We start from the raw sequence: 19,794 nt of genomic DNA, 5'->3' as shown, positions 1-19,794 counted from the left end.
CGAGACACTGTCTCGGAAATTTATTTTATAATGCTTCTTCCAATACCGGCAATTCCCTCGGCTTAAATTTTCTTACTTCATCTGCAATATGCTTGATATGATCCGGCGTGGTACCACAGCAACCACCCACAATATTCAACCAGCCATTGGCAGCCCACTCTTCAATGATATGTGCTGTTTCATGCGGTTGCTCATCATACTCACCAAATGCATTAGGTAAACCTGCATTAGGGTAAGCTGATGTATAACAAGCAGCGATCTGCGAAAGTTCTTCAATATGCGGCCTCATTTCCTGTGCACCCAATGCACAATTCAATCCCACGCTTAATGGATTGGCATGCGCTACGGATGTGTAGAATGCTTCTAAAGTTTGTCCGCTCAAGGTTCTGCCGCTGGCATCGGTGATAGTACCGCTGATCATGATGGGTAATTCAGGTAAATTATTTTTTCTGAAATAATTCTTAATAGCATAGATGGCAGCTTTTGCATTCAATGTATCAAAAATTGTTTCCACTAATAAGATATCTACACCGCCATCCACCAAACCTTTTATCTGTTCGGTGTATGCAGCAGCAACCTCGTCGAAAGTAACAGCACGGTAGCCGGGGTTATTTACGTCTGGTGATAAGGATAATGTTTTATTAAGCGGGCCAATTGCTCCGGCTACCCATGCTGTTTTACCATTTTGTTTAATTGCCTCTTTAGCACATTTTGCAGATGCCACATTCATTTCATACGCCAGCGATTGCATATCATAATCGGCTTGTGCAATAGATGTACTGCTGAAAGTATTGGTTTCAATAATGTCAGCTCCGGCTTCTAAATATTTTTTGTGTATACCGATAATAATTTCAGGTTGAGTGATACTCAACAAATCGTTGTTGCCTTTTACATCGGTATGCCAGTCTTTAAAACGTTCACCACGGTAGTCGGCTTCCTCCAGTTTATGGAGTTGTATCATGGTGCCCATGGCACCATCAATAATTAATATTTTTTCCTGTAATGCTTTTTTAATTGAGCTCATAATGTTATGAATTTAAGGCAGCAGATACTGGGATGCTGTATAAGTTGAATACACAATGATTAACATTGGTATACATTTCTTCAGATAAAAACTTATAAACGCTGGAAAACTAGTGGAGTTTTGTGGACGTTTATTAGTTCTGTTGAAGGCTGAACAATAAACAAATCTGCCTGTTTTACAGTGCAAAGATACAATACAAAAGCCGTAACACAAAAATGTTACGGCTTTTCTTTGGAACTCATGCCTGGGATATATTTAATAAGTACTTAGCCTTTCAATAGATATGTAGTAATAATTTAAAACCAATAAGAAGGACCTGGATATTAAGCGGAACGGGAATTAATTTATAACGAACTGCACTTTCTCATCACTGGAAGGATTGTCGTCTTTCAGGTTGATGGCAGTAGCTGTTTTTTGTTCAATCAGCCAGCTTTTGTTAAGGTTGCCTAAGGTTGCATTGGCACCAAAACTAATGGTAAATTTGCTGCTGCTCTGGCTCCAGGTACCCTTGATGGTAGTGCCGCCATTAGTAGCGGTGGCAAGGCCGCCGGAAGTAAAAGAAAAAGTATAACCACTGAATTTACTGGTCTCATCTTTTTTATCCCAATACAAACTTACACGCCAGGTACCCGGAACAGCGGTACTAACTGTTGCCACATCGTCGTTTTTTGAGCAGGAGGAAGATTGCAATGTGGTGAAAAAAGTTACCAGCAACAATGCCAGTATAAGATTAAAGCCTTTTGTTTTTGCGGATAGTAGCATAGCTGTAAATTTTTGCGGTTAAATAATTGATACCGTAAAAATGCAGCAACCCGTTGGCGTATAAAACTAAACATTACCGAACAGGTATTTTAGTATGCTGAACGGGGAATAATATTATTTTTCATCGCCCAGCCATAGTTTAAAATCGGCAGAACGCTCAGTACTCACAATGGTTTCGTGTTTTGCAGGTGGATTTAATTTTACCAGCACCCTGCTTTTGGAATACGCAAACATTTCGGCAATAGAATTTATACTGATGATGTATTGACGATTAATACGGAAGAATGTTTTGGGATCCAGCATTGATTCCAGTGCATCTAAATTAAAATCTATTGTAAAACGGCGGTTTTCTTTGGTGGTTAAAAAATTCACTTTGTCTTCAGTATAAAAAAATGCCACTTCTTCAATAGTAATGGTTTTAATATGTTCGCCATAGCGAACTACAAAACGTTGCTTATAAGCAGAAGCAGGGTTAGCAAAACTTTTTAATAACTGGTTAATATCTATTGAAGGTGGAACAATTTTTGTTTTTTTATACTTGGCAATAGCATTTGCCAGTTCTTCTTTTTTAATGGGCTTTAAAAGATAATCAATGCTGTTTACTTTGAATGCTTCAATGGCATATTGATCGTAGGCTGTAGTAAAAATAACCGGGCATGATATTTCTACCGCCTTAAATATTTCAAAACTTAAGCCATCGGATAATTGAATATCGGAGATGATAAGATCGGGCAGCTCATTTCCTGCAAACCATTTTACAGCAGAAGAAATGCTTACAATATTATCTTCCACTACAGCACCAGGCTCCAGTTCTGCCAGCATTTTTTGCAGGCGTTTTGCTGCAGGTTCTTCATCTTCTATCAATAAAATTTTCATCAGTTTTGTTTTAAAGCGGGTAATGAAACAGTGAAATATTTTTTATCGTTATTAACTACAACGGGCTCTTTACTTAAAATGTTGTACCGGTTAATAATGTTTTGCAAACCCATTCCAGTTCCGGCCTGTGCCGAAATTTTGGGATTGATATTATTGTGTACCACCAGGTATTCATCCTGCAAAAATAATTCAATTATCAAAATGGTTTCTTTTGAAACGGCATTGTGTTTTATGGCATTTTCTATAAGCAATTGTAAAGTAAGTGGCGGAATGAAGATATGTTTTTTCGCTTCTTTATCAATGTTGATATGGAGTTGTAAATTATCACCGTATCTTTTTTGCTGCAGGTAAAAATAAGTTCTTAAGATGTGTGTTTCTTCCGTTAAACTGATCACATCTTTATCACGGTAGTTTACAATATTGCGAAAAAATTCTGACAGCTGTTCTACATAATCCACGGCTGTTTTTGGATTTTCTTCAATAGCAGAGATCAATGTATTAAAACTGTTGAATAAAAAATGCGGATTTACCTGGTTGCGTAATACCTGGAACTGAAATTCAATTTTTTCCTGTTGCAGCTGTTGCATTTTGGTAATGCTTTTCTCTCGCCATTTTACATACCAGAACAGCAGTGAAGCACCTGTTGCAATACAAAGTATAATGAACCACCATCGTTTCCAGAAAGGGCTGGTGATAACAAAACTATAAGTTGCTTCACTTGTATTATCAAAATTTTCATTGAGCGAAGAGCGTACATGAAAAGTATATTTGCCAGGCCTGAGGTTAGGGAAGGGAATACTTTGATCTTTAGTGGCCACCCAGGAAGTGTCCCAGCCATCTAACTTATATTGATAGTGTACTTCGGCAGGATTGGTATAGTATAAACCGGTATAATTAAAAGTAAAACCGTTCTCATCATATTTAAATTCATGCGTAGCATCTTTGTCAATCGCTTGTAAAAATAATTGCACACTATTAATGATAGTTTTGGGTTGTTGTATTGTATTTATCACCGGCGAATAAGATACAATACCGTCTTCAGTAGATAACATTACATTGCCTTGCAGATCTGTCGTCACACTTTCTATGGCAGTATTGATTGCCCCGATACCCTGTGCATTATTTAAATAAGACACTGATCCGTTTTCCGGGTTTAAGATATCTATTCCTCTTTCGTTTACAATAATGATATTACCTAACCGGTCTGTTTTAAGTGAAGTGATCTTTAAATCACTTATACCTTGTGCAGTAGAATAATTTTTAAATTTTGCTCCGTGAAAACAATACACGCCGGCATCTTTTGTGTTAAACCATATCCTGCCTTTAGTATCTTCTGTAAAAGAAAATACATGATCATCCTTTAACCCACTGGTTTTATCATAATGCGTAAAATTGCCGTTTTGTAAAACAGTGATACCTTTTCCATCAGTACCAAACCATAGCCGCCCGCTTTTATCTTTATATACCGAATGAATATAGTTGTTACCTACATTGGGAATATTATTATAGTTAGTGAACTGGTAATTGGTATGAATATCTTTATTAAGATCTGAAAGCTCAAAGATGGTGGCCACGCCTTCTAAGCCTCCTGCACAAACAGTATTACCACTACCTGTAATGGAAAGAATACTTGCCTTTTTCAGGAGAGCATTTTCTGTGATGTTACGGTATTGCCCTGTGGCAGGATCTGCAACAAAAATTCCTTCACCCATGGTACTTACCCAGATATTATGATACGGGTCCTGGTATAAACCGGTAATATCAGTTTTACTGGTGAGTTCTTTAATGCGGAAAAATTTATTTTCTGTGGGATTGTTTTTAAGATTGTATTTTATCAGTCCGCCATCTGTGCCTACCCAGATATTATTCTCATAATCAGACAAGATAGTATGAATGGTTTCATAAGTTGCTTTATTGTATAAGGGTAGCAGGTGCAGTTTATTGCCGGCAGTACAAATCAGTTCTTCATTGCCGGTCATCCAGATATTACCTTCATTATCCTGTAATAAGTTATTGATATTACCCTTACTTTCTTCTTTTGTAAAGGCAGGTGTTATCAACTGATTGGTATAAGATAATTTTAGTACACTATTTTCCTGTGTGGCAATCCATAAACTGTTTTCTACAGAAAGTAATGCATTTACCTGGCCGTAATTCCGGGTATTAACTGAAGGAGGGATAGTAATTTGTTTGTTAGTATGATTATATAAACAAAATCCTTTTTCTTGTGTGCCTATCCAGAAGCTGTTATTGCCTGCCGGCACAATGGCTGTAATATAATAATCAGGCAAACCATTTTTTGGGCCGATTACTTCTATCATTTTTTTTGAACCTTCAATTCTACAGATATTAATACCCTGGTCGGTAGCAGCTAACACATCGCCATTATTTGCAAGCGCTAAAGCATGTACATATTTATCGCTTAAGCCTTCTTCTTCATTAATTAAATACAAATGCTTATTGGTAAAATAATAAATGCCTTCACCATTGGTGGCAAACCAGATATTGTTTTTTTTATCCTGTAAAAAAGCAGTGATGGCTACTTTGGGTGTTCCTTCTTCTGGTTCAAAATATTGTAAAATGCCTTTTATTTTTTTTGCGATCTTACCATTTTTAAAGCCAACCCATAATTGCCGGGTATTATCCTGGAAGATAGCAGTAACGGTATCTTTTATTGCGGCATTTAAAAAATTAATAGCCGTGAAATTCTTACCATCAAAAGTATAGAGACCGTTAGTAGTGCCGGCATAAATATATCCTTCATCATTTTTGTAAAGGATATTGATTTTAAAACTGCGGTTATCTTCTGTAAGCTTAAAAGATTTATAGCCCAAAAATTGTTGTGCAGAGCTTTTTTGTAAAAGTGCAGTAAGTATAATAAGCGCTGTAATTCGTTTCAGCAGTAACATTAATGAGATAGTTATTTTTTAATCAGGTCTGCTTTGATATCTACTTTTATTTCCGAAGCTAATTTTTCGTGTACTACTTTTGGAATGGGGATATTATGATCGGCCAGTAAAACAGTAAAATTTGATTTGATACTGATATTGCCATCTTTCACAGTGAGCTCACTTTTAATGATCCGTTCCTGCACCACACCATGAATAGATAAATTTCCTTTTGCCCTTACAGCATATACTCCATCTTTGGAAACATCAACATCTTCAATAATTTTTCCTTCAAAAGAAGCAGTCGGGTATTTATTGGTTTCCAAATAATTTTCATTAAAATGTTCCTGCTGCAAAGGGCTGTTAAAACCTTTAAAGGATTTAATATTTACAATAAAGGCAAATTGTTTTTTATCTGCCAGGAACAAACCTTTTAATTCATTACTCTGCGCTTTTATTAATTCCAGTGACGCATCAGACCTGAAAGCAATACTGCCTGTACTTACTTTAAAATCCTGCTGTGGCGAAAATGCCAGCAACAGGAATAAGGGGAGCAATATGGCAAGCCTTTTTAACATGGTGTAAATTTACGCAATACTTTGCCCTCTTCATCTTTACCTAAAATACAAATTTTAAACTAGTGGTGTTTGCCAATAGTAAACACCCTTGAAATATTGAATCCGAAAAGTACATCTCCTTTTTCCCAATGGCCTTTTGTTTCAGTTATAAAAGATCTCTCACTCATGCCCTGTGAGTTGGTAAAATGTAATTGAAACACATGACCTCCTGTTTCTATGTCAAAACCAACAGAAAGCGAATTGGTGGTGTTTTGTAATTTATAATCGGGCAACTGGTAATAGTATTCAAAATTCAGGCTGATACGCTTACTTAATTTTTGCCTTCCTCCAATACCTATTGCAATAAGATCGTTAGGGTCTGCAGCTAATTGCACCAGGTTTTGATGCGTATAGGTAGGCATCAACTGTAGAGAAGTGCCTTCAGAAAATTTTCTGCCAATGATGAGCTGGTGCGTATAAAATAAACGGGAGGTAAAATAATTTTTTCGTGCAGGGTCTTCAAACTTTAATGTTTTTAATGCAATGGTAGGTACATAACTTAAGGTGACAGGCATTACACGTTTGCCTTTGGATTGCCGCAACAACTTTACTTTAAAAAAGGCATCGTAGGTTTTTTCAAAAGTACTGCGGCCAATACCTACCATTAAATAATTGGTGATACCAAAATCAAATCCCAGCCGCATAGTAGCATTATCCAATCCAAATAATTCGTAGCCGCCGCCATTTACTTTTCCAAAGCGATGAGAAATTTTTACATCCATCACACCTTTACCTGCATTCTCAACCGTATGGCCATTAATTAAACGGGTGGTTTTAAAAGTGGCCGTGGTGTAGTCGGTTGTTTTTTCAATATCGTTCTCCAGCATTTTCATGATATCAGTTGTATCCTGTGCAGCAGCTACAAAATGCGATGCTGAAAAAATTATACCGGCAAACAATATTTTTTTAAAAAGCGTCATGTTGGTTTATTAGGGGCTGAATTACATTTTTTGATCGAGGTTACACTTTACTGTTATTTCGATGCTTTCTGAAATATTACTTTTAACAGCACCCGGTATGGAAATATTATAATCAGCCAGCTTTATTATAAATTTTGATGAAGTAGCTACTTTACCATCTTTAATAACAATACTGCCCGGGGCAGTAATGCTTTTGGTTACACCATGTATCACCAGGTCGCCTTTTACTGATACAGGATAAGTGCCATCCTGTGTAAAATTTACTTTGCTGATATCGGCCACGGTGCCTTTGAAGGTTGATTTTGGGAATTTATTGCTTTCAATATAGTTCTCATTAAAATGTTCTTCCATCAACGCTTTGGGAAAATGAAAACCTTTATTGAGCACAGAAAATTGCAGTTCGCCGGTTTGGGTATTTAATACACACAACACCTGGTTATTATCTGCTTTTATGTCTTCCATTTTGGTAGAAGAGAAAAAAGAGATGAGGCCATTTTTTGTATATACTCTTTGAGCATTGGCGGCAACAGAAGATAGTATCAATAGGGTAACAATAAAAAAGAAACGTTTCATGACTAGAATTTTATTGGTGTTATGTATTAATTATTCGGTGCACCGGCATCGATCCATTTTTTTATTTTGGTTAAATTACAGGTACTCATTTTAGCCGCATTCTTTGGCATAGGCGAATAACTTGTCGCCTGTGATACTGCGCCCCATAACCTGCCGTTGGTCACCTGTATCTTTACATCTGCATAAGTATCCAGTTTAATACCGGCAGATGGTGTATTGCCTCCATGGCAAACAGTACAGTTGGAAATCAATATCGGTAATACAGAACTGCTGTAAGTAACATTAGCTGTATCACAAACTGTTTGCGGATACAATATTTCTTCTTTATCGTAATAACAACCAGTGGTGGATAGGATTACAATAAACAAACCGGCAGCAAGCAGTGCAACAATATTTTTTGGTTTATTAATTGGTTGAGGTGTCATTGCTTACTACTGTTTTAGTTATTAGGTGCCCCGGCAGCAACCCATTTTTTTACCTGGGTGATCTGGCAATCTTTTAATTTATTGGCATCTTTTGGCATTGCGGCATAACCTGCAGCTTGTGTAACAGCACCTACCAGCCTGCCGTTATCAACCTGTATTTTTACTTTTGCATAAGTGGTAAGGTCAATATTGCCCGAAGGTGCCGTACCGCTATGGCAACCGGTACAAAATGTACTCATGATAACACTGATGGTAGCGCCATATTTAAACTGTGTGGTATCGCAGGTAACGTTACAGTTCACTGTATTTTTTGCCCCTTCATTGATCCATTTACCAATCAATGCTTTTTGTGCAGCAGTTAAATCGGCATTGGGAGCCGGCGGCATTTTATCTTTTCCGGTTTCAAACAGTACCCTGTAAATTTTACTGTTATCAGCCCTGCCCGGTACAATATCTTTTCGCATGATATTAGCATAGCTGTCTAAGATCAGATCTTCGGAATGTGTTGCAGCATCATGGCAACCCGATTTAGCACAGTTGCTTTGGAACAGTGGTAAAATTTCACTCTCAAAACAAACGCCGTTGTTGGCAACAGGCCCTGTTTGCGGAGTGGTATCAACTGTAAGGATGGGCACTTCATGCTTGCAGGAATTGATAAGTACTACAACTGTACTGATCAGCAAAAGGAAGGCAATTGTTTTTTTCATAAATTAAATGCGTTATTTAGCAATGATACACCTTGTTAAAATAACATCACCGGGTATGCCCAGGTCTGCCTCAAATAAATAGCCGCTGCAAATACCTTTAAGTACAATTTTATTACCAACAATGATGCCGTCTGCCTTTCCTTCCATTTCGCAATTTATAAAGGCCCCATCGGTTGCAGTTTTTAACTTTATTACAACATGTTGCAGCTGGTCTTTATTGATATCGCTTACTTCACCACTTACCTGTATCACTTTCTGATTAGCTTCGTCTCCGATAAATTTGTTTTTGGCAATTGTAGTATCTGTTGAAAATGCTTTGTGTAAATCGATGGCTGATATTTCTGCTGCAGGTGATGCAGACTCCACGCTGAAATGCTTTTTATTGTACATTTTGTAGCCGATAACAGCGCCAATAAGTACGATACCTGCAATAGAAAGCAGGATTATTTTTTTTGTTTTGCGTGCCATAAGTAGTTCTTAAAGTGAAAATAAAGCCATAAACCTGCATCACGATACATTTGTTGCTGAACAGGAATTTATAGCTACTGAACGGGAATAATAAAGGCTTAGTTGCTTGCAGTAATGTAATTTTCAACCGGAATGCGGTTGCTGATACTCTTGGCAAGCGTCATTTCATCGGCATATTCCAGCTCGCCGCCAAAAGCAATACCACGGGCAATAGTGGTGATTTTTACGGGGAAGGATTTAAGTTTTTTGCCGATGTAATAAATGGTGGTATCGCCCTGTATATTGGGATTGAGGGCAAAAATAATTTCACTGATATTTTCTTTACTGATACGGCTGATAAGAGAGTCAATTTGTAATTGCTCGGGCCCAACTCCATCAAGAGGAGAGATGATGCCTCCTAAAACATGGTATATCCCATTGAATTGCTGGGTGCTTTCAATAGCAATTACATCACGGATAGTTTCCACCACGCAGATCATCTCCTGTTTACGCATGGTATTGCTGCAGATATTGCAAAGTTCCTTATCAGAAATATTATGGCAACGGCGGCAGAATCTGATCTCTTCCCTTAATGTGGCAATAGCATTGCTGAAACCAATAACATCATTCACATCTTGTTTAATAAGATGCAGCACCAAACGCAGGGCAGTTTTTTTGCCAATGCCAGGCAATTTGGCAAATTCGTTCACCGCATTTTCTAAAAGAGAAGAAGAAAAAATCATGGTGTAAAGTTAATGGATAATGGAATAATGTATAATTGATAATGTTTTAAAAAGAAATAGCTTGTTAAAAATGCAGCAACCTCAAAGTGAAAAAATTATCCATTATTAATTAACCAATTATCCATTACAAATTGATGTCGCTTTCATTATCCCAGTTTGCCTTAACAGCAAATTTCTTAGGCAGGGCAATTACTTTTTCGGGCTGTAATTTTTTAATGTAGCTGCCGGGGTCCCATTTCCCATTGTTGTTGTCATCGTATAAAATCCTTATTTCGTATTCACCCGGCGGAAATAATTTGTTGCTCCATTCATTACCAGTTATGGAAAATGATTCTTTTACCACATCATCCTGTACAAACTGTAGTACAGGATGTTGGGTGAGTATAATATTTTTAAAGCGCAGCACTACATTACCATAATCAGCAGAACCCATAGTTTTAATGCGGATAGTATCTGTTTTTGCAAGAGTACTGTCGGTACTGTCCCTAACCGCACCTTTCTGTATCACAATTTTGTAGTCAGCATCTTCTATCCATTTTGTTTTAAGGATAACTTTGTTGCTATCTACTAAATAACTAACACCAGGTACGGCAACAAAATTGGTATCTGTAAGTGTGATCTTTGTAGTGTCGAGTTTTTTTATAGGGTTATTAAAATCCAGTACAAGATTTCCCCTGAGGTCTTGCTTTTGTCCGCCTGATCCTAAAGTGTACTTTAATTTTTTTTGTGCTGCTGTCTTAGGTTTTACTGTGCTTGTACTTACAGGGGTTTTGTTAGCCTTTTCTTCTGCATAAGCAAACAGTGCAACAGGTTTATTATTTTCCGTAACTGTAATGGGGGCATCGGCAAATGCAAACTCTTCTGTTTTAGAATTGTAGGTTTTGCCTCCATCACCATCTTTTAAGGCATAGATATTAAATTTGCCGGGAGGAAGATTAGTAAAAGTAAAACTGCCATCTGCTTTTAAAAAAGCAATGTATGCAGGCTTTATTTGCTGTACAGATGAATCGTTAGCGTTGCGGTACAACATTACTATCATGGTACTATCTGCTTTACCCGTTTCTGCCAGCTGTACTTTTCCGGTTAAGCTTAAAGAATCAATGGTATTGCCGGTAGAAAAAACATAGGTAAAATTTTTCAGCACATTGCCTTCGTTTACATCTCTTATAGCATTACCAAAATTAATAGCATAGGTAGTGTTAGGCTGTAAAGTGTCTTTTAGTTTTACAGAAATGGTTTTTAGTTTGCTCTTAAATTCAGGGAAGTTTTTTGGATAAGGTGAAACCAAAACATTCGTTTGTACCTCCTGCAGCTCATCAACATATTCATCAAACGTGAGGGTTATTTTATTATCGGTAATATTAGTGCTCAGTAATTTAGGACTGGCAGTTAACAGTGCCGGCGGCAATGTATCTTTCAGTCCCCCGGAGATAGCTCCGATCTGTCCACAGCCGCTGTTACCGGCTATAGCAAGACTACCCAGGGTGATTATAAGCAGCAGATTTAAAAAGTGTGATACTTTCATTAATTGGTATTGAGGTGCAAACTTAATCTCTTTAACTGTTAGCAGAGATGCAAAATCTATATTTAAAATTTATTTAGCTTTTTTGGGATTTTGCCAGGTATTAAAAACAGCAACTATTTCAATATGATTTCTTTTATTTTTATAAATCACTAGGTTTCTCTTATAAAAAGTGTATTTCCTTAACCCTTTTCGTTTATCAAGGTATGGGAAAATGGCTGGCTGCAAAGAAATCAGATCTAAAAAGGCGCCCCATTTTATATGAAAATTTTGAAGAGTAGGTTTACCAAATTTGTAAAGTATCCATTCGTAAGTTTGGTCCAGATCTTTTAAAGCTCCTGGTGAAATAATTACAGGTTTAGGAGAGGCCATACTTTTTTGTCAGATGAGCTAAAGCTTTTTTTGCAGTAATACCTTTGCCTTCTTTTAATTCCTGAATTCCTGTTTCAATTTTAATTTTTTGTATATCAGTTAGCGCCGACCAATTGAGCCCATTATTTTTTTCTTCTTTAACCAATGAATGTAATTTGTACAACTCTTTAATTGTACTTTCAGGAGCATTGTTAATTTCTTCAAGTAGCTTTTTTCTTATTGCTGTCATATTGAAAATTCTATATCCAAATATACAAAATATGTGGTTAACTATATGGTGTCTTCCTCTTCAATATCGTGCAGTGCCACCGCCAGCTGATTATCTTTTACAAAATTGCACCAGTGGCAATCTTCCTTGCCACAGCCGGTATAAAAATCCCGGTCCTGAATTTTTTGCCAGGTTTCGGTAATTTGTTGTTTTACGGTTTCGGTATCGGCAGAGGTAATTATAATTTTTTCTTTTCGGTATTCTTTCTTTTTGTCCGGCTCTACAAAATCAAATTCAGTACTGATCACTTTCCAGTCTTTTTGTTCGTAATTATCTACCAGTATTTTGTAAAAGACAGCCTGCCTCCAGTAATCGCCGCCATTGGGGTCTTTATCATGCGGAGCTTTTAATTTGGGCATCGCTTTATCAATATCACCACTTTTGTAATCGACCACATTTACATTTTTACCATCAAATTCCAGTTTATCTAATTTACCTTTTAGTGGCACACCGTTTACCACAACACCTCTGATGTTTCTCTCTACCGCCACCACTTTATTCCAGGTATTGATGTATTTATCGTAGTAATTACGCAACACTTCATCGCCATATTCTATGCGCCTGTCAAAAGCTTCTTTGGTAAAATTTTCCCTGTGGCGATGCATATACCAGTTAAAGTCGGCCATCATTTCATCTTTACCAGGAAATTTATCCTGCTTGCCATCCTGCATCTTTCTGAATAGTTTTTCCAATGCATAATGTATTGCACTACCAAATTCGGTGGCTTCGCTTTTGCCGGAGGGAATGCGGATCAGATTCTGATAATAGAATTGTAAAGGACATTTTAAATAATTATTCAAAGCCGTTACATTCATTACAAACTTATCAAGAATGGTATTTATAAAATCTTCTTCTGCCTTTTCAATTTCGGGAGCCTGTGCATTGAATTGCAATAATTCAAATTCGGCGATGGTTTCATTAGATAAACTTATTTTTTCTATTGGTATAGTATGCTGCTCTAAAATTTCGGCAATAAACATAGACGGTTCCATTTCTTTACCGTCATTCTTAAATTTGGCGTAAGAGATGTACAAATGTTTTTCGGCTCTTGTTAATGCCACATACACCAGCCGCCTTAATTCTTCTTCATCAGATGAAACGGGTTGTGAAGAGAACATGGTATCCGGAAATTTATAACCGCCACCGGGTTTTCTTTTCTTTTCCCACGAAGAGGCATTTACACCGGTAAAGAAAACATATTCAAATTCCAAACCTTTACTGCCGTGTGCGGTAAGCAGGTTAACACCTTTATCATTACCTGCCACCTGTACCATGGGTAAAGGCAGGTTTTCTTTTTCCATCAATTCAATGATCGATACTAATCCTTCTAAATCCAATAATGGATTGCGGCTGCATTCTTCTTTAATAAAATCAAACAGTGCACTTAGTAACTGCATCAAGGTGATTTTATCCTTGCTCTGCATGATATAAGGTAACACGCCGGCATGCTGAATGATATTGGAAAACAATTCCTGTAAGGTAACATTACTTACATCTGCAATTAATTGTTCAATAACGGCACTTATCTTTTTCAAACGGTCGTTAATACCGGTATCAAATAAATCTTTTGCAGGCTTATTAGCTTTATCAAACAATAATTTACGGATTGAGGTAGGCTCGCCGCCATATCTTTTACTATTGACTTCTACTGTAAGCTTTGCAATTTCAATCGGGGGGATACTATAAAAATCGAAATGTAAAATTTCAAATAACATTTCATCACCGCCATAAGGAATATCATGTTCTGCATTTAAGTAACGCAACAGCTGCAGCAACTTTCTTACAAAAGCATTTTCTAAAATATTAGTACTTCGTTTGCTGTAAACAGGAATACCTTTTAAACGAAAATACTTAGCCAGTTCTTCACCGTATTTATTTTCTTTATAGATCACTGCAATTTTGCCTGCTTCAACCTGTTGTTGCAGCAATTCAAAAACCTGGTTGGTGATGCCGGCCATTTCTTCTTTAACAGAATTATACTCGTTAATTACCGGCTGGTTGGTAAGGTCTTTTATTTTTATATTGGAAGCAATTAATTCTTTGCTTAGCCCATTAATTTTTTTAACTAAACGTTCCTCGTTTTTATTGATGAGTGTTTTTGAAATATCAAGAATGGGTTGTGTGCTACGGTAATTGTTGGTTAATACTACCGTCATTAATTCTTTGGTATAAGTATTGGCAAAGCCCAGCATATTTTCAACATTCGCTCCCTGGAAACGGTAGATGCTCTGGTCATCATCTCCCACTACAAATACATTCGGCTTATCCCAGTAACTGATGAGTAATTGCACCAGCCTGTTTTGTATACCACTCGTATCCTGGTATTCATCCACTAAAACGTATTGAAATTTTTCCTGGTAGCCCGACAATACATTGGCATTTTCTTCAAATACTTTTATCACCCAGTTTATCATATCATCAAAATCGTAGCGGTTTTTTTTACGCATCAGGTTTTGATAATTATCAAATTCATTTACTGCCGCTCTCAGCTTTTCTGTTTTTTCTTTTTCTTCAGCGATCTTATCAGTGCGTACATCGCCTTTTTTAAAATCTTTTACAGCACGTTTGGCAATGTATTCGTCTCTTGTTGGCAGATCAGCAATGTACTCATCTATTTTTTGGTTGATGAATACAGGTGTCCAGCCTTCTCTTTTCATGGCAGAGAATAAGCTTTTTAAATTATTGATCTCGTAATACACATCACCACGGTATCTTTTTAAAGGATGATTTTTAGGAAAGGAATCGATGAGTGTTTTAAATAACTGGATACTTTCTAATTCTGACACTGCATCCAAAGAAGTTTTTTCAAACAACGATAAATTATCCTGTATCACATCATTACAAAAAGCATGAAAGGTGTAGATGTTTACTTTGTAGGCATCGGCACCAATAAACTGCACCAGTCTTTTACGCATGGCAATGGTACCTGCATCAGTATACGTGAGGCATAAAATATTTTCGGGCAGTACATCAGTATCTAATAAAATTTTGCCGATACGTGCGGCCAATATTTGTGTTTTGCCTGTGCCGGGCCCGGCAATAACCATTACGGGGCCTTCAATGGTATCAACAGCATTGCGCTGTTGTGCATTAAGCTTTTGATACTCCTGTTCAAATTTATTCTGTAAAATACTTCTGTAAGTAGACATCTCTCAAAGATAAACACCAAAGCCATCCCGAAAAAATCAGGAACATAATTCAATTGTAAAGGATGACTTATCTCACAAAGCCACTAAGAACACAAAGTAATTAAGCAAGTGTTATCTTTCTGTCTTTGTGTTTTCGTGCCTTTGGGGGAGAACAAATTTATATTGGCATATAGGCATCGGTTAGTGAAATGCTGTTTTAAATATTTTATCTTCCTTTCGTAAACAAAATGGCAGATTTGCTGTTTTATAAAAAACCACTAAATGAGCAAAGTCTATTCTATCAAAACCGTCCAGAAAATCCCTGTTTCTTTAGCTACTGCCTGGGATTTTTTCAGCAGCCCTGCTAATTTAAAAGAAATTACACCTGGTAATCTCGGTTTCAATATCATCTCTAAATACCATGGCGATAAAATGTATGCAGGTCAAATTATTGAATACAAAGTGAGCCCCGTTTTAAATATCCCATTATACTGGATGACTGAGATCACCCATGTGGAAGACCAACAATATTTTGTAGACGAACAGCGTTATGGTCCGTATAGTATGTGGCACCACCAGCATCACTTTAAAGCTGTTGAAGGCGGTGTGGAAATGACCGATATTGTACATTACAAACTGCCCTTTTGGTTTTTGGGCGACATAGCACAGGGGCTATTTGTAAGGAAACAGTTGCAGCATATTTTTGATTTCAGGTATAAAGTGGTGGAACAAAGATTTGGATCCATGCCAAATAGCTGAAATTTATGCCAAAAAGCAACCGTTAACCCTTAAATGCTGTCAATCGGTATCATTATTGCAGTACCAATCGCAATATCACCTGAATGTGTACCGAATGAAAAAATTCCTATACCTGTTTATATTAGTTTTCATCACCAATATTGTGGCAGCTAATGCTGCTTTGCTTAACAGTTTGGAGGAGCAGCAAAACCCGGTATCTACCAAAAAACCTTTCGCTGATTCTGCTGTAATACTTATTCCTTTCGATTATAAACAATCTGCATTATACCATGCTTACACTTACGAGGTTATTGACAGCGTGGTTAACCTGTTGCTGAAAGACAGCAGTATTACACTTTCTATCAATGGCTATGCCCACCAGGATGAAGGCAGCGATACCATTTGCAAATACCTTTCTTTAAACAGAGCTTTATTTGTCAGAGATTATATTTTAGGGCGTGGGGTGCAGCCTTTTCGCCTGATTTTTGTAAGAGGCATGGGTAAAAAACGTTCTGAAAAAACGAATGTAAATAAAGATGGCCATGCATTGAATTGCCGTGCCGAACTGGTATTAAACTATCCGCCACCACCGGCACCGCCGCAAATAGAAGACAAAGATGGAGATGGTATTGCTGACGCCGATGATGGCTGCGCAGATGTATATGGTTACAAAGAAAATAATGGTTGCCCTGATAAAGATGCTATTGTGATACCTTTCGATTACCAGCAATCCTGGTTATCGCCGGTAACTTATAAAGCACTGGATAGTGTAATTGTAGTATTAAAAGAAAATCCTGCGCTTAAACTTTCTGTTCAGGGACATGCTTATCCTGCAGAAGGTATTAATTCGCTTTGCGAAAGACTAGCGAATGAAAGGGCCGAGATTGTAAAAAATTATTTACTCTCCCGTAATATTGCCAACAACCGTATTCTTTCAGTAAAAGGTTATGGTAACAGCCGCCCATACAATGCCGGTAAAAATCCGCAGGAAATGGCGTTAAATTCCAGGGCACAGATCATGATAGAAAAATAATAACTCTTATTTTATACCTGCCCGCTTTTTCAATTCTGTAACAGGTATTACTATCATTCTTCCGATTGGTTTGTTATCACGATAAGTAATCAGTTTCATAAACGAAGCGTCTTTGGGAACAGTAAGTGGTGTTGTATATGCCGGGTAAAAATTATCCGGGAAAGAATTATCGAAACTGTAATGGATCTTTAAGCCTTCTACTTCTGTGCTCAGCGCAACAATTATTGTGGAAGTATCTTTTTTACTTACATTGAAAACAGGGTCATACATACTGGGTGCATACTTTACTTCAGCAACATCCAATCTTTTAAACTGGCCCTCCACCCGTTGTACAAAATCATTCCAGTCTCTTTTTTCTTTAGGGCTCCACAATACTTCTGCAATGGCAAAAGCGCGGGGCCATGTCATGTATTGGGCATGGCGCATGTTGTACACCTGTTCTGTCCATAAGTTGGCCTGCCCGCCTTTAACAAATTTTGCATCTATGCCATCGGGTACCGGTTCAAACTGGTAGGCCTTTTTTAGTCGTAAGCTGGCGTATACCGGAGGTTCTATACTGGCATCACCCTGCATGTAATCAATATAACAAAATTCTGTTGGGGTCATCACTATATCGTGGCCTTGCCTGGCAGCTTCAATACCATCTTTGATGCCACGCCAATTCATTACGGCTGCATTGGGTGCTAAACCGCCTTGTAAAATCTCATCCCAGCCAATCATTTTTTTTCCTTTAGAGGCAATGATCTTTTCTACCCGTTTTACAAAATAGCTTTGCACTTCATCCAGGTTTTTCAGGTGCTCTTTTTTCATCAGTGTTTTTATGGCGTTGCTCTTCTCCCAGAAATTGCGTGCCGTTTCATCACCACCCATATGGATATACGCAAATGGAAACAGTTCTGCCACTTCGGTAAAAACCTTATCTAAAAAATCGTATACTTTTTCGTTGGCAGGGCAAAGGGTGTTGTCAAGTGTGCCATAAAAATGCTGGCCGCCACCGGGCCATATCATAAACTGTTCGCCGGAGTTAACCGCATAAGTACCAGGAGTACAGGTCAATTCGGGATAAGAAGCCAGTGCCGCTAAGCTATGCCCCGGCATATCAATTTCAGGAAGAATACTGATGTACTTTTCGCCGGCATATTTCACCAGTTCCTTAATGTCTTCCTGGGTGTAAAAGCCGCCATAGGTTTTGGGTTCATTGGGTTCGGGTTTAGAAAGTCTGCCGAAAGTTCCTGTTTTATCTACACGCCAGGCACCCACTTCAGTTAACCTGGGCAGACTTTTGATCTGGATACGCCAGCCCTGGTCATCCGTTAAATGCAGGTGTAAAAGGTTGAATTTATATTTCGCCATCTGGTCAATATAATCCTTAACCTCTGCTACCGTAAAAAAATGACGGGATACGTCCAGCATTAAACCACGCCAGCCAAAACGCGGCGCATCTTCAATAGTAATTACAGGAACGTTCCATTCGTCAACAGGCTTTTGTTTTTCCTTACTTTCTATGGCAGAAGGTAATAATTGCAAGAGGGTTTGTACACCGTAAAAAATTCCGGCGGGTGCTTTAGCTGCAATAATAATACCGCTGTCACTTACTTTTAAACGGTAACCTTCAGCAGGTATGGAATTATCATTGGTAAGCGATAAAAAGATAGCGTTGGTTGCAGCCGTTTTGCTTTCTGTAATGGTTATTTTATTGGATGCGGTATTCAGTTGCTGTGATAATTGTACAGCGATCTTTTTAAGTTCTTCATTTTTTGTTATAAGAATAGACAGCTCATAAGGCAAGGTAAAAAAACCTTCACCCCTGGTGAGGGAAACTGGTTTAGGAACAATATTGTTATGCCAGACACTGGTTCGTTTTGGCGCAGTGTTTCTTTGCGCCACTGCAATAGCAACAATTGTAAACAGGACGCTTAAAAGAAAAAGCTTTTTCATACCAACAAATTATAGCACAAGTTAATTATTTGAAACCACCTGGTAGTTTTTGTTGTCACTGAACCGAAAAAATATTTTCAGTATACTAAAAGAGGTTGACAAGTATTACTTATCAACCTCTTTAAAATTTATTTACAAAAATTATCCCGGCATACGGCCGATATATTTTTCAATTTGTTTTATCTGATCTACAATTTGCGGCGTGGTAGGCTTAAAACTTTTTGCTTTTCTGAAATAATCTTTAGCGGCACGGAACTCTCTTTTGTTCATCATTATTGAACATAATTGCAAATAAGCAGCAGCATTATTTTCACTATCGGGTAAGCCGGCACGAATAGCCTGGCGGATATAACTTTCGCCCTGTTTCATATCGCCTCTTTGAATACAAAGCATACCCAGTTGTAATTTATTGGGGCCTTCAGCCTGTTTGGTCATGGTACCACCAAGCGACAAACTTTTTTTCATCAGTTCTTCTGCGCCGGCGTAATCCTGGTCAACCATGGCCAGGTTGCCTTTAATGGTATAGTAAACCGAACGAACTGGTTTAATTAAAAGTGCAGGAAACCAGATGGAATTCACTACTTTTTTAGCGCCTTCAATATCACCATCTTCCATGTAACCCTGTATCAGGCGCATGGGCCCAAACAGAAAATGACCTGCAATGGCTATAACAGCTATAAAGTATAAAATAAACGAAGGCCAGAAACTTGTTTGAATTTGGGTAAAAATTGCCAGGGCTAAAAATACGATACCCAGCCAAAGGCGGTATTTAATTAAGATGTTCAACCACTTCATGATCACTAAAATTTAGGA

The 19,794-nt window shown here is 37.7% G+C and carries 19 protein-coding genes; 2 read left to right on the top strand and 17 right to left on the bottom strand.

Annotated elements, in window-relative coordinates:
* Positions 1–25: 25 nt before the first annotated feature.
* The 15 genes from ACQ334_RS10315 to ACQ334_RS10245 all read right to left on the bottom strand — a co-directional run bounded on the left by ACQ334_RS10315 (position 26) and on the right by ACQ334_RS10245 (position 15,293).
* A complete protein-coding gene (locus ACQ334_RS10315) occupies positions 26–1,024 on the bottom strand; it encodes a homocysteine S-methyltransferase family protein (protein WP_430988122.1) in 999 nt (332 codons plus the stop codon).
* 339 nt (positions 1,025–1,363) lie between these two features.
* Positions 1,364–1,786, bottom strand: coding sequence for a hypothetical protein (locus ACQ334_RS10310; protein WP_430988121.1), 423 nt, complete (start codon positions 1,784–1,786; stop codon positions 1,364–1,366).
* 114 nt (positions 1,787–1,900) lie between these two features.
* Complete coding sequence (locus ACQ334_RS10305) at positions 1,901–2,662, bottom strand: LytR/AlgR family response regulator transcription factor (RefSeq protein WP_430988120.1); 762 nt, start codon at positions 2,660–2,662, stop codon at positions 1,901–1,903.
* Positions 2,662–5,571, bottom strand: a complete 2,910-nt coding sequence (locus ACQ334_RS10300) for a two-component regulator propeller domain-containing protein (RefSeq protein WP_430988119.1) — start codon at positions 5,569–5,571, stop codon at positions 2,662–2,664. The genes ACQ334_RS10305 and ACQ334_RS10300 overlap by 1 nt, the downstream gene beginning before the upstream one ends.
* 11 nt (positions 5,572–5,582) lie before the next feature.
* A complete protein-coding gene (locus ACQ334_RS10295; RefSeq protein WP_430988118.1) occupies positions 5,583–6,128 on the bottom strand; it encodes a YceI family protein in 546 nt (181 codons plus the stop codon).
* A gap of 59 nt (positions 6,129–6,187) precedes the next feature.
* Positions 6,188–7,087 (bottom strand): DUF5777 family beta-barrel protein, encoded by a 900-nt coding sequence (locus tag ACQ334_RS10290; RefSeq protein ID WP_430988117.1) that lies wholly within the window; start codon positions 7,085–7,087, stop codon positions 6,188–6,190.
* Between the two features lie 21 nt (positions 7,088–7,108).
* The gene (locus ACQ334_RS10285; protein WP_430988116.1) at positions 7,109–7,660 is read right to left on the bottom strand and encodes a YceI family protein; all 552 of its coding nucleotides are present in this window, start codon (positions 7,658–7,660) and stop codon (positions 7,109–7,111) included.
* Between the two features lie 26 nt (positions 7,661–7,686).
* Complete coding sequence (locus ACQ334_RS10280; protein ID WP_430988115.1) at positions 7,687–8,085, bottom strand: hypothetical protein; 399 nt, start codon at positions 8,083–8,085, stop codon at positions 7,687–7,689.
* Positions 8,086–8,099: 14 nt separating this feature from the next.
* Positions 8,100–8,792: a c-type cytochrome domain-containing protein gene (locus ACQ334_RS10275; protein WP_430988114.1), complete on the bottom strand. Its 693-nt coding sequence runs from the start codon at positions 8,790–8,792 to the stop codon at positions 8,100–8,102.
* A gap of 12 nt (positions 8,793–8,804) precedes the next feature.
* Positions 8,805–9,260, bottom strand: coding sequence for an OB-fold protein (locus tag ACQ334_RS10270; protein WP_430988113.1), 456 nt, complete (start codon positions 9,258–9,260; stop codon positions 8,805–8,807).
* Positions 9,261–9,358: 98 nt separating this feature from the next.
* Positions 9,359–9,982, bottom strand: coding sequence for a recombination mediator RecR (gene recR, locus ACQ334_RS10265; protein ID WP_430988112.1), 624 nt, complete (start codon positions 9,980–9,982; stop codon positions 9,359–9,361).
* A 124-nt stretch (positions 9,983–10,106) separates the two neighbouring features.
* On the bottom strand, positions 10,107–11,507 hold the full coding sequence (locus ACQ334_RS10260; RefSeq protein WP_430988111.1) for an Ig-like domain-containing protein: 1,401 nt from the start codon (positions 11,505–11,507) through the stop codon (positions 10,107–10,109).
* 69 nt (positions 11,508–11,576) lie between these two features.
* A complete protein-coding gene (locus ACQ334_RS10255) occupies positions 11,577–11,876 on the bottom strand; it encodes a type II toxin-antitoxin system RelE/ParE family toxin (RefSeq protein ID WP_430988110.1) in 300 nt (99 codons plus the stop codon).
* Complete coding sequence (locus ACQ334_RS10250) at positions 11,863–12,105, bottom strand: hypothetical protein (protein ID WP_430988109.1); 243 nt, start codon at positions 12,103–12,105, stop codon at positions 11,863–11,865. The genes ACQ334_RS10255 and ACQ334_RS10250 overlap by 14 nt, the downstream gene beginning before the upstream one ends.
* 41 nt (positions 12,106–12,146) lie before the next feature.
* Positions 12,147–15,293, bottom strand: a complete 3,147-nt coding sequence (locus tag ACQ334_RS10245) for an ATP-dependent helicase (RefSeq protein WP_430988108.1) — start codon at positions 15,291–15,293, stop codon at positions 12,147–12,149.
* Between the two features lie 261 nt (positions 15,294–15,554).
* On the opposite strand from ACQ334_RS10245, the gene ACQ334_RS10240 reads away from it, so the two are divergent.
* Both ACQ334_RS10240 and ACQ334_RS10235 read left to right on the top strand, forming a co-directional pair.
* The gene (locus ACQ334_RS10240; RefSeq protein ID WP_430988107.1) at positions 15,555–16,031 is read left to right on the top strand and encodes an SRPBCC family protein; all 477 of its coding nucleotides are present in this window, start codon (positions 15,555–15,557) and stop codon (positions 16,029–16,031) included.
* A 94-nt stretch (positions 16,032–16,125) separates the two neighbouring features.
* The gene (locus tag ACQ334_RS10235; protein WP_430988106.1) at positions 16,126–17,043 is read left to right on the top strand and encodes an OmpA family protein; all 918 of its coding nucleotides are present in this window, start codon (positions 16,126–16,128) and stop codon (positions 17,041–17,043) included.
* A gap of 6 nt (positions 17,044–17,049) precedes the next feature.
* On the opposite strand, the gene ACQ334_RS10230 is transcribed toward ACQ334_RS10235, so the two are convergent.
* The gene (locus ACQ334_RS10230) at positions 17,050–18,981 is read right to left on the bottom strand and encodes a beta-N-acetylhexosaminidase (RefSeq protein WP_430988105.1); all 1,932 of its coding nucleotides are present in this window, start codon (positions 18,979–18,981) and stop codon (positions 17,050–17,052) included.
* 141 nt (positions 18,982–19,122) lie between these two features.
* Positions 19,123–19,776: a tetratricopeptide repeat protein gene (locus tag ACQ334_RS10225; RefSeq protein ID WP_430988104.1), complete on the bottom strand. Its 654-nt coding sequence runs from the start codon at positions 19,774–19,776 to the stop codon at positions 19,123–19,125.
* Positions 19,777–19,794 lie beyond the last annotated feature (18 nt).

Source organism: Ferruginibacter sp. SUN106, assembly GCF_050611765.1.
Classification (GTDB): Bacteria; Bacteroidota; Bacteroidia; order Chitinophagales; family Chitinophagaceae; genus Ferruginibacter.
The sequence above is the reverse complement of the archived record's forward strand: the minus strand, read 5'-3'. Positions and strand labels throughout refer to the sequence as shown.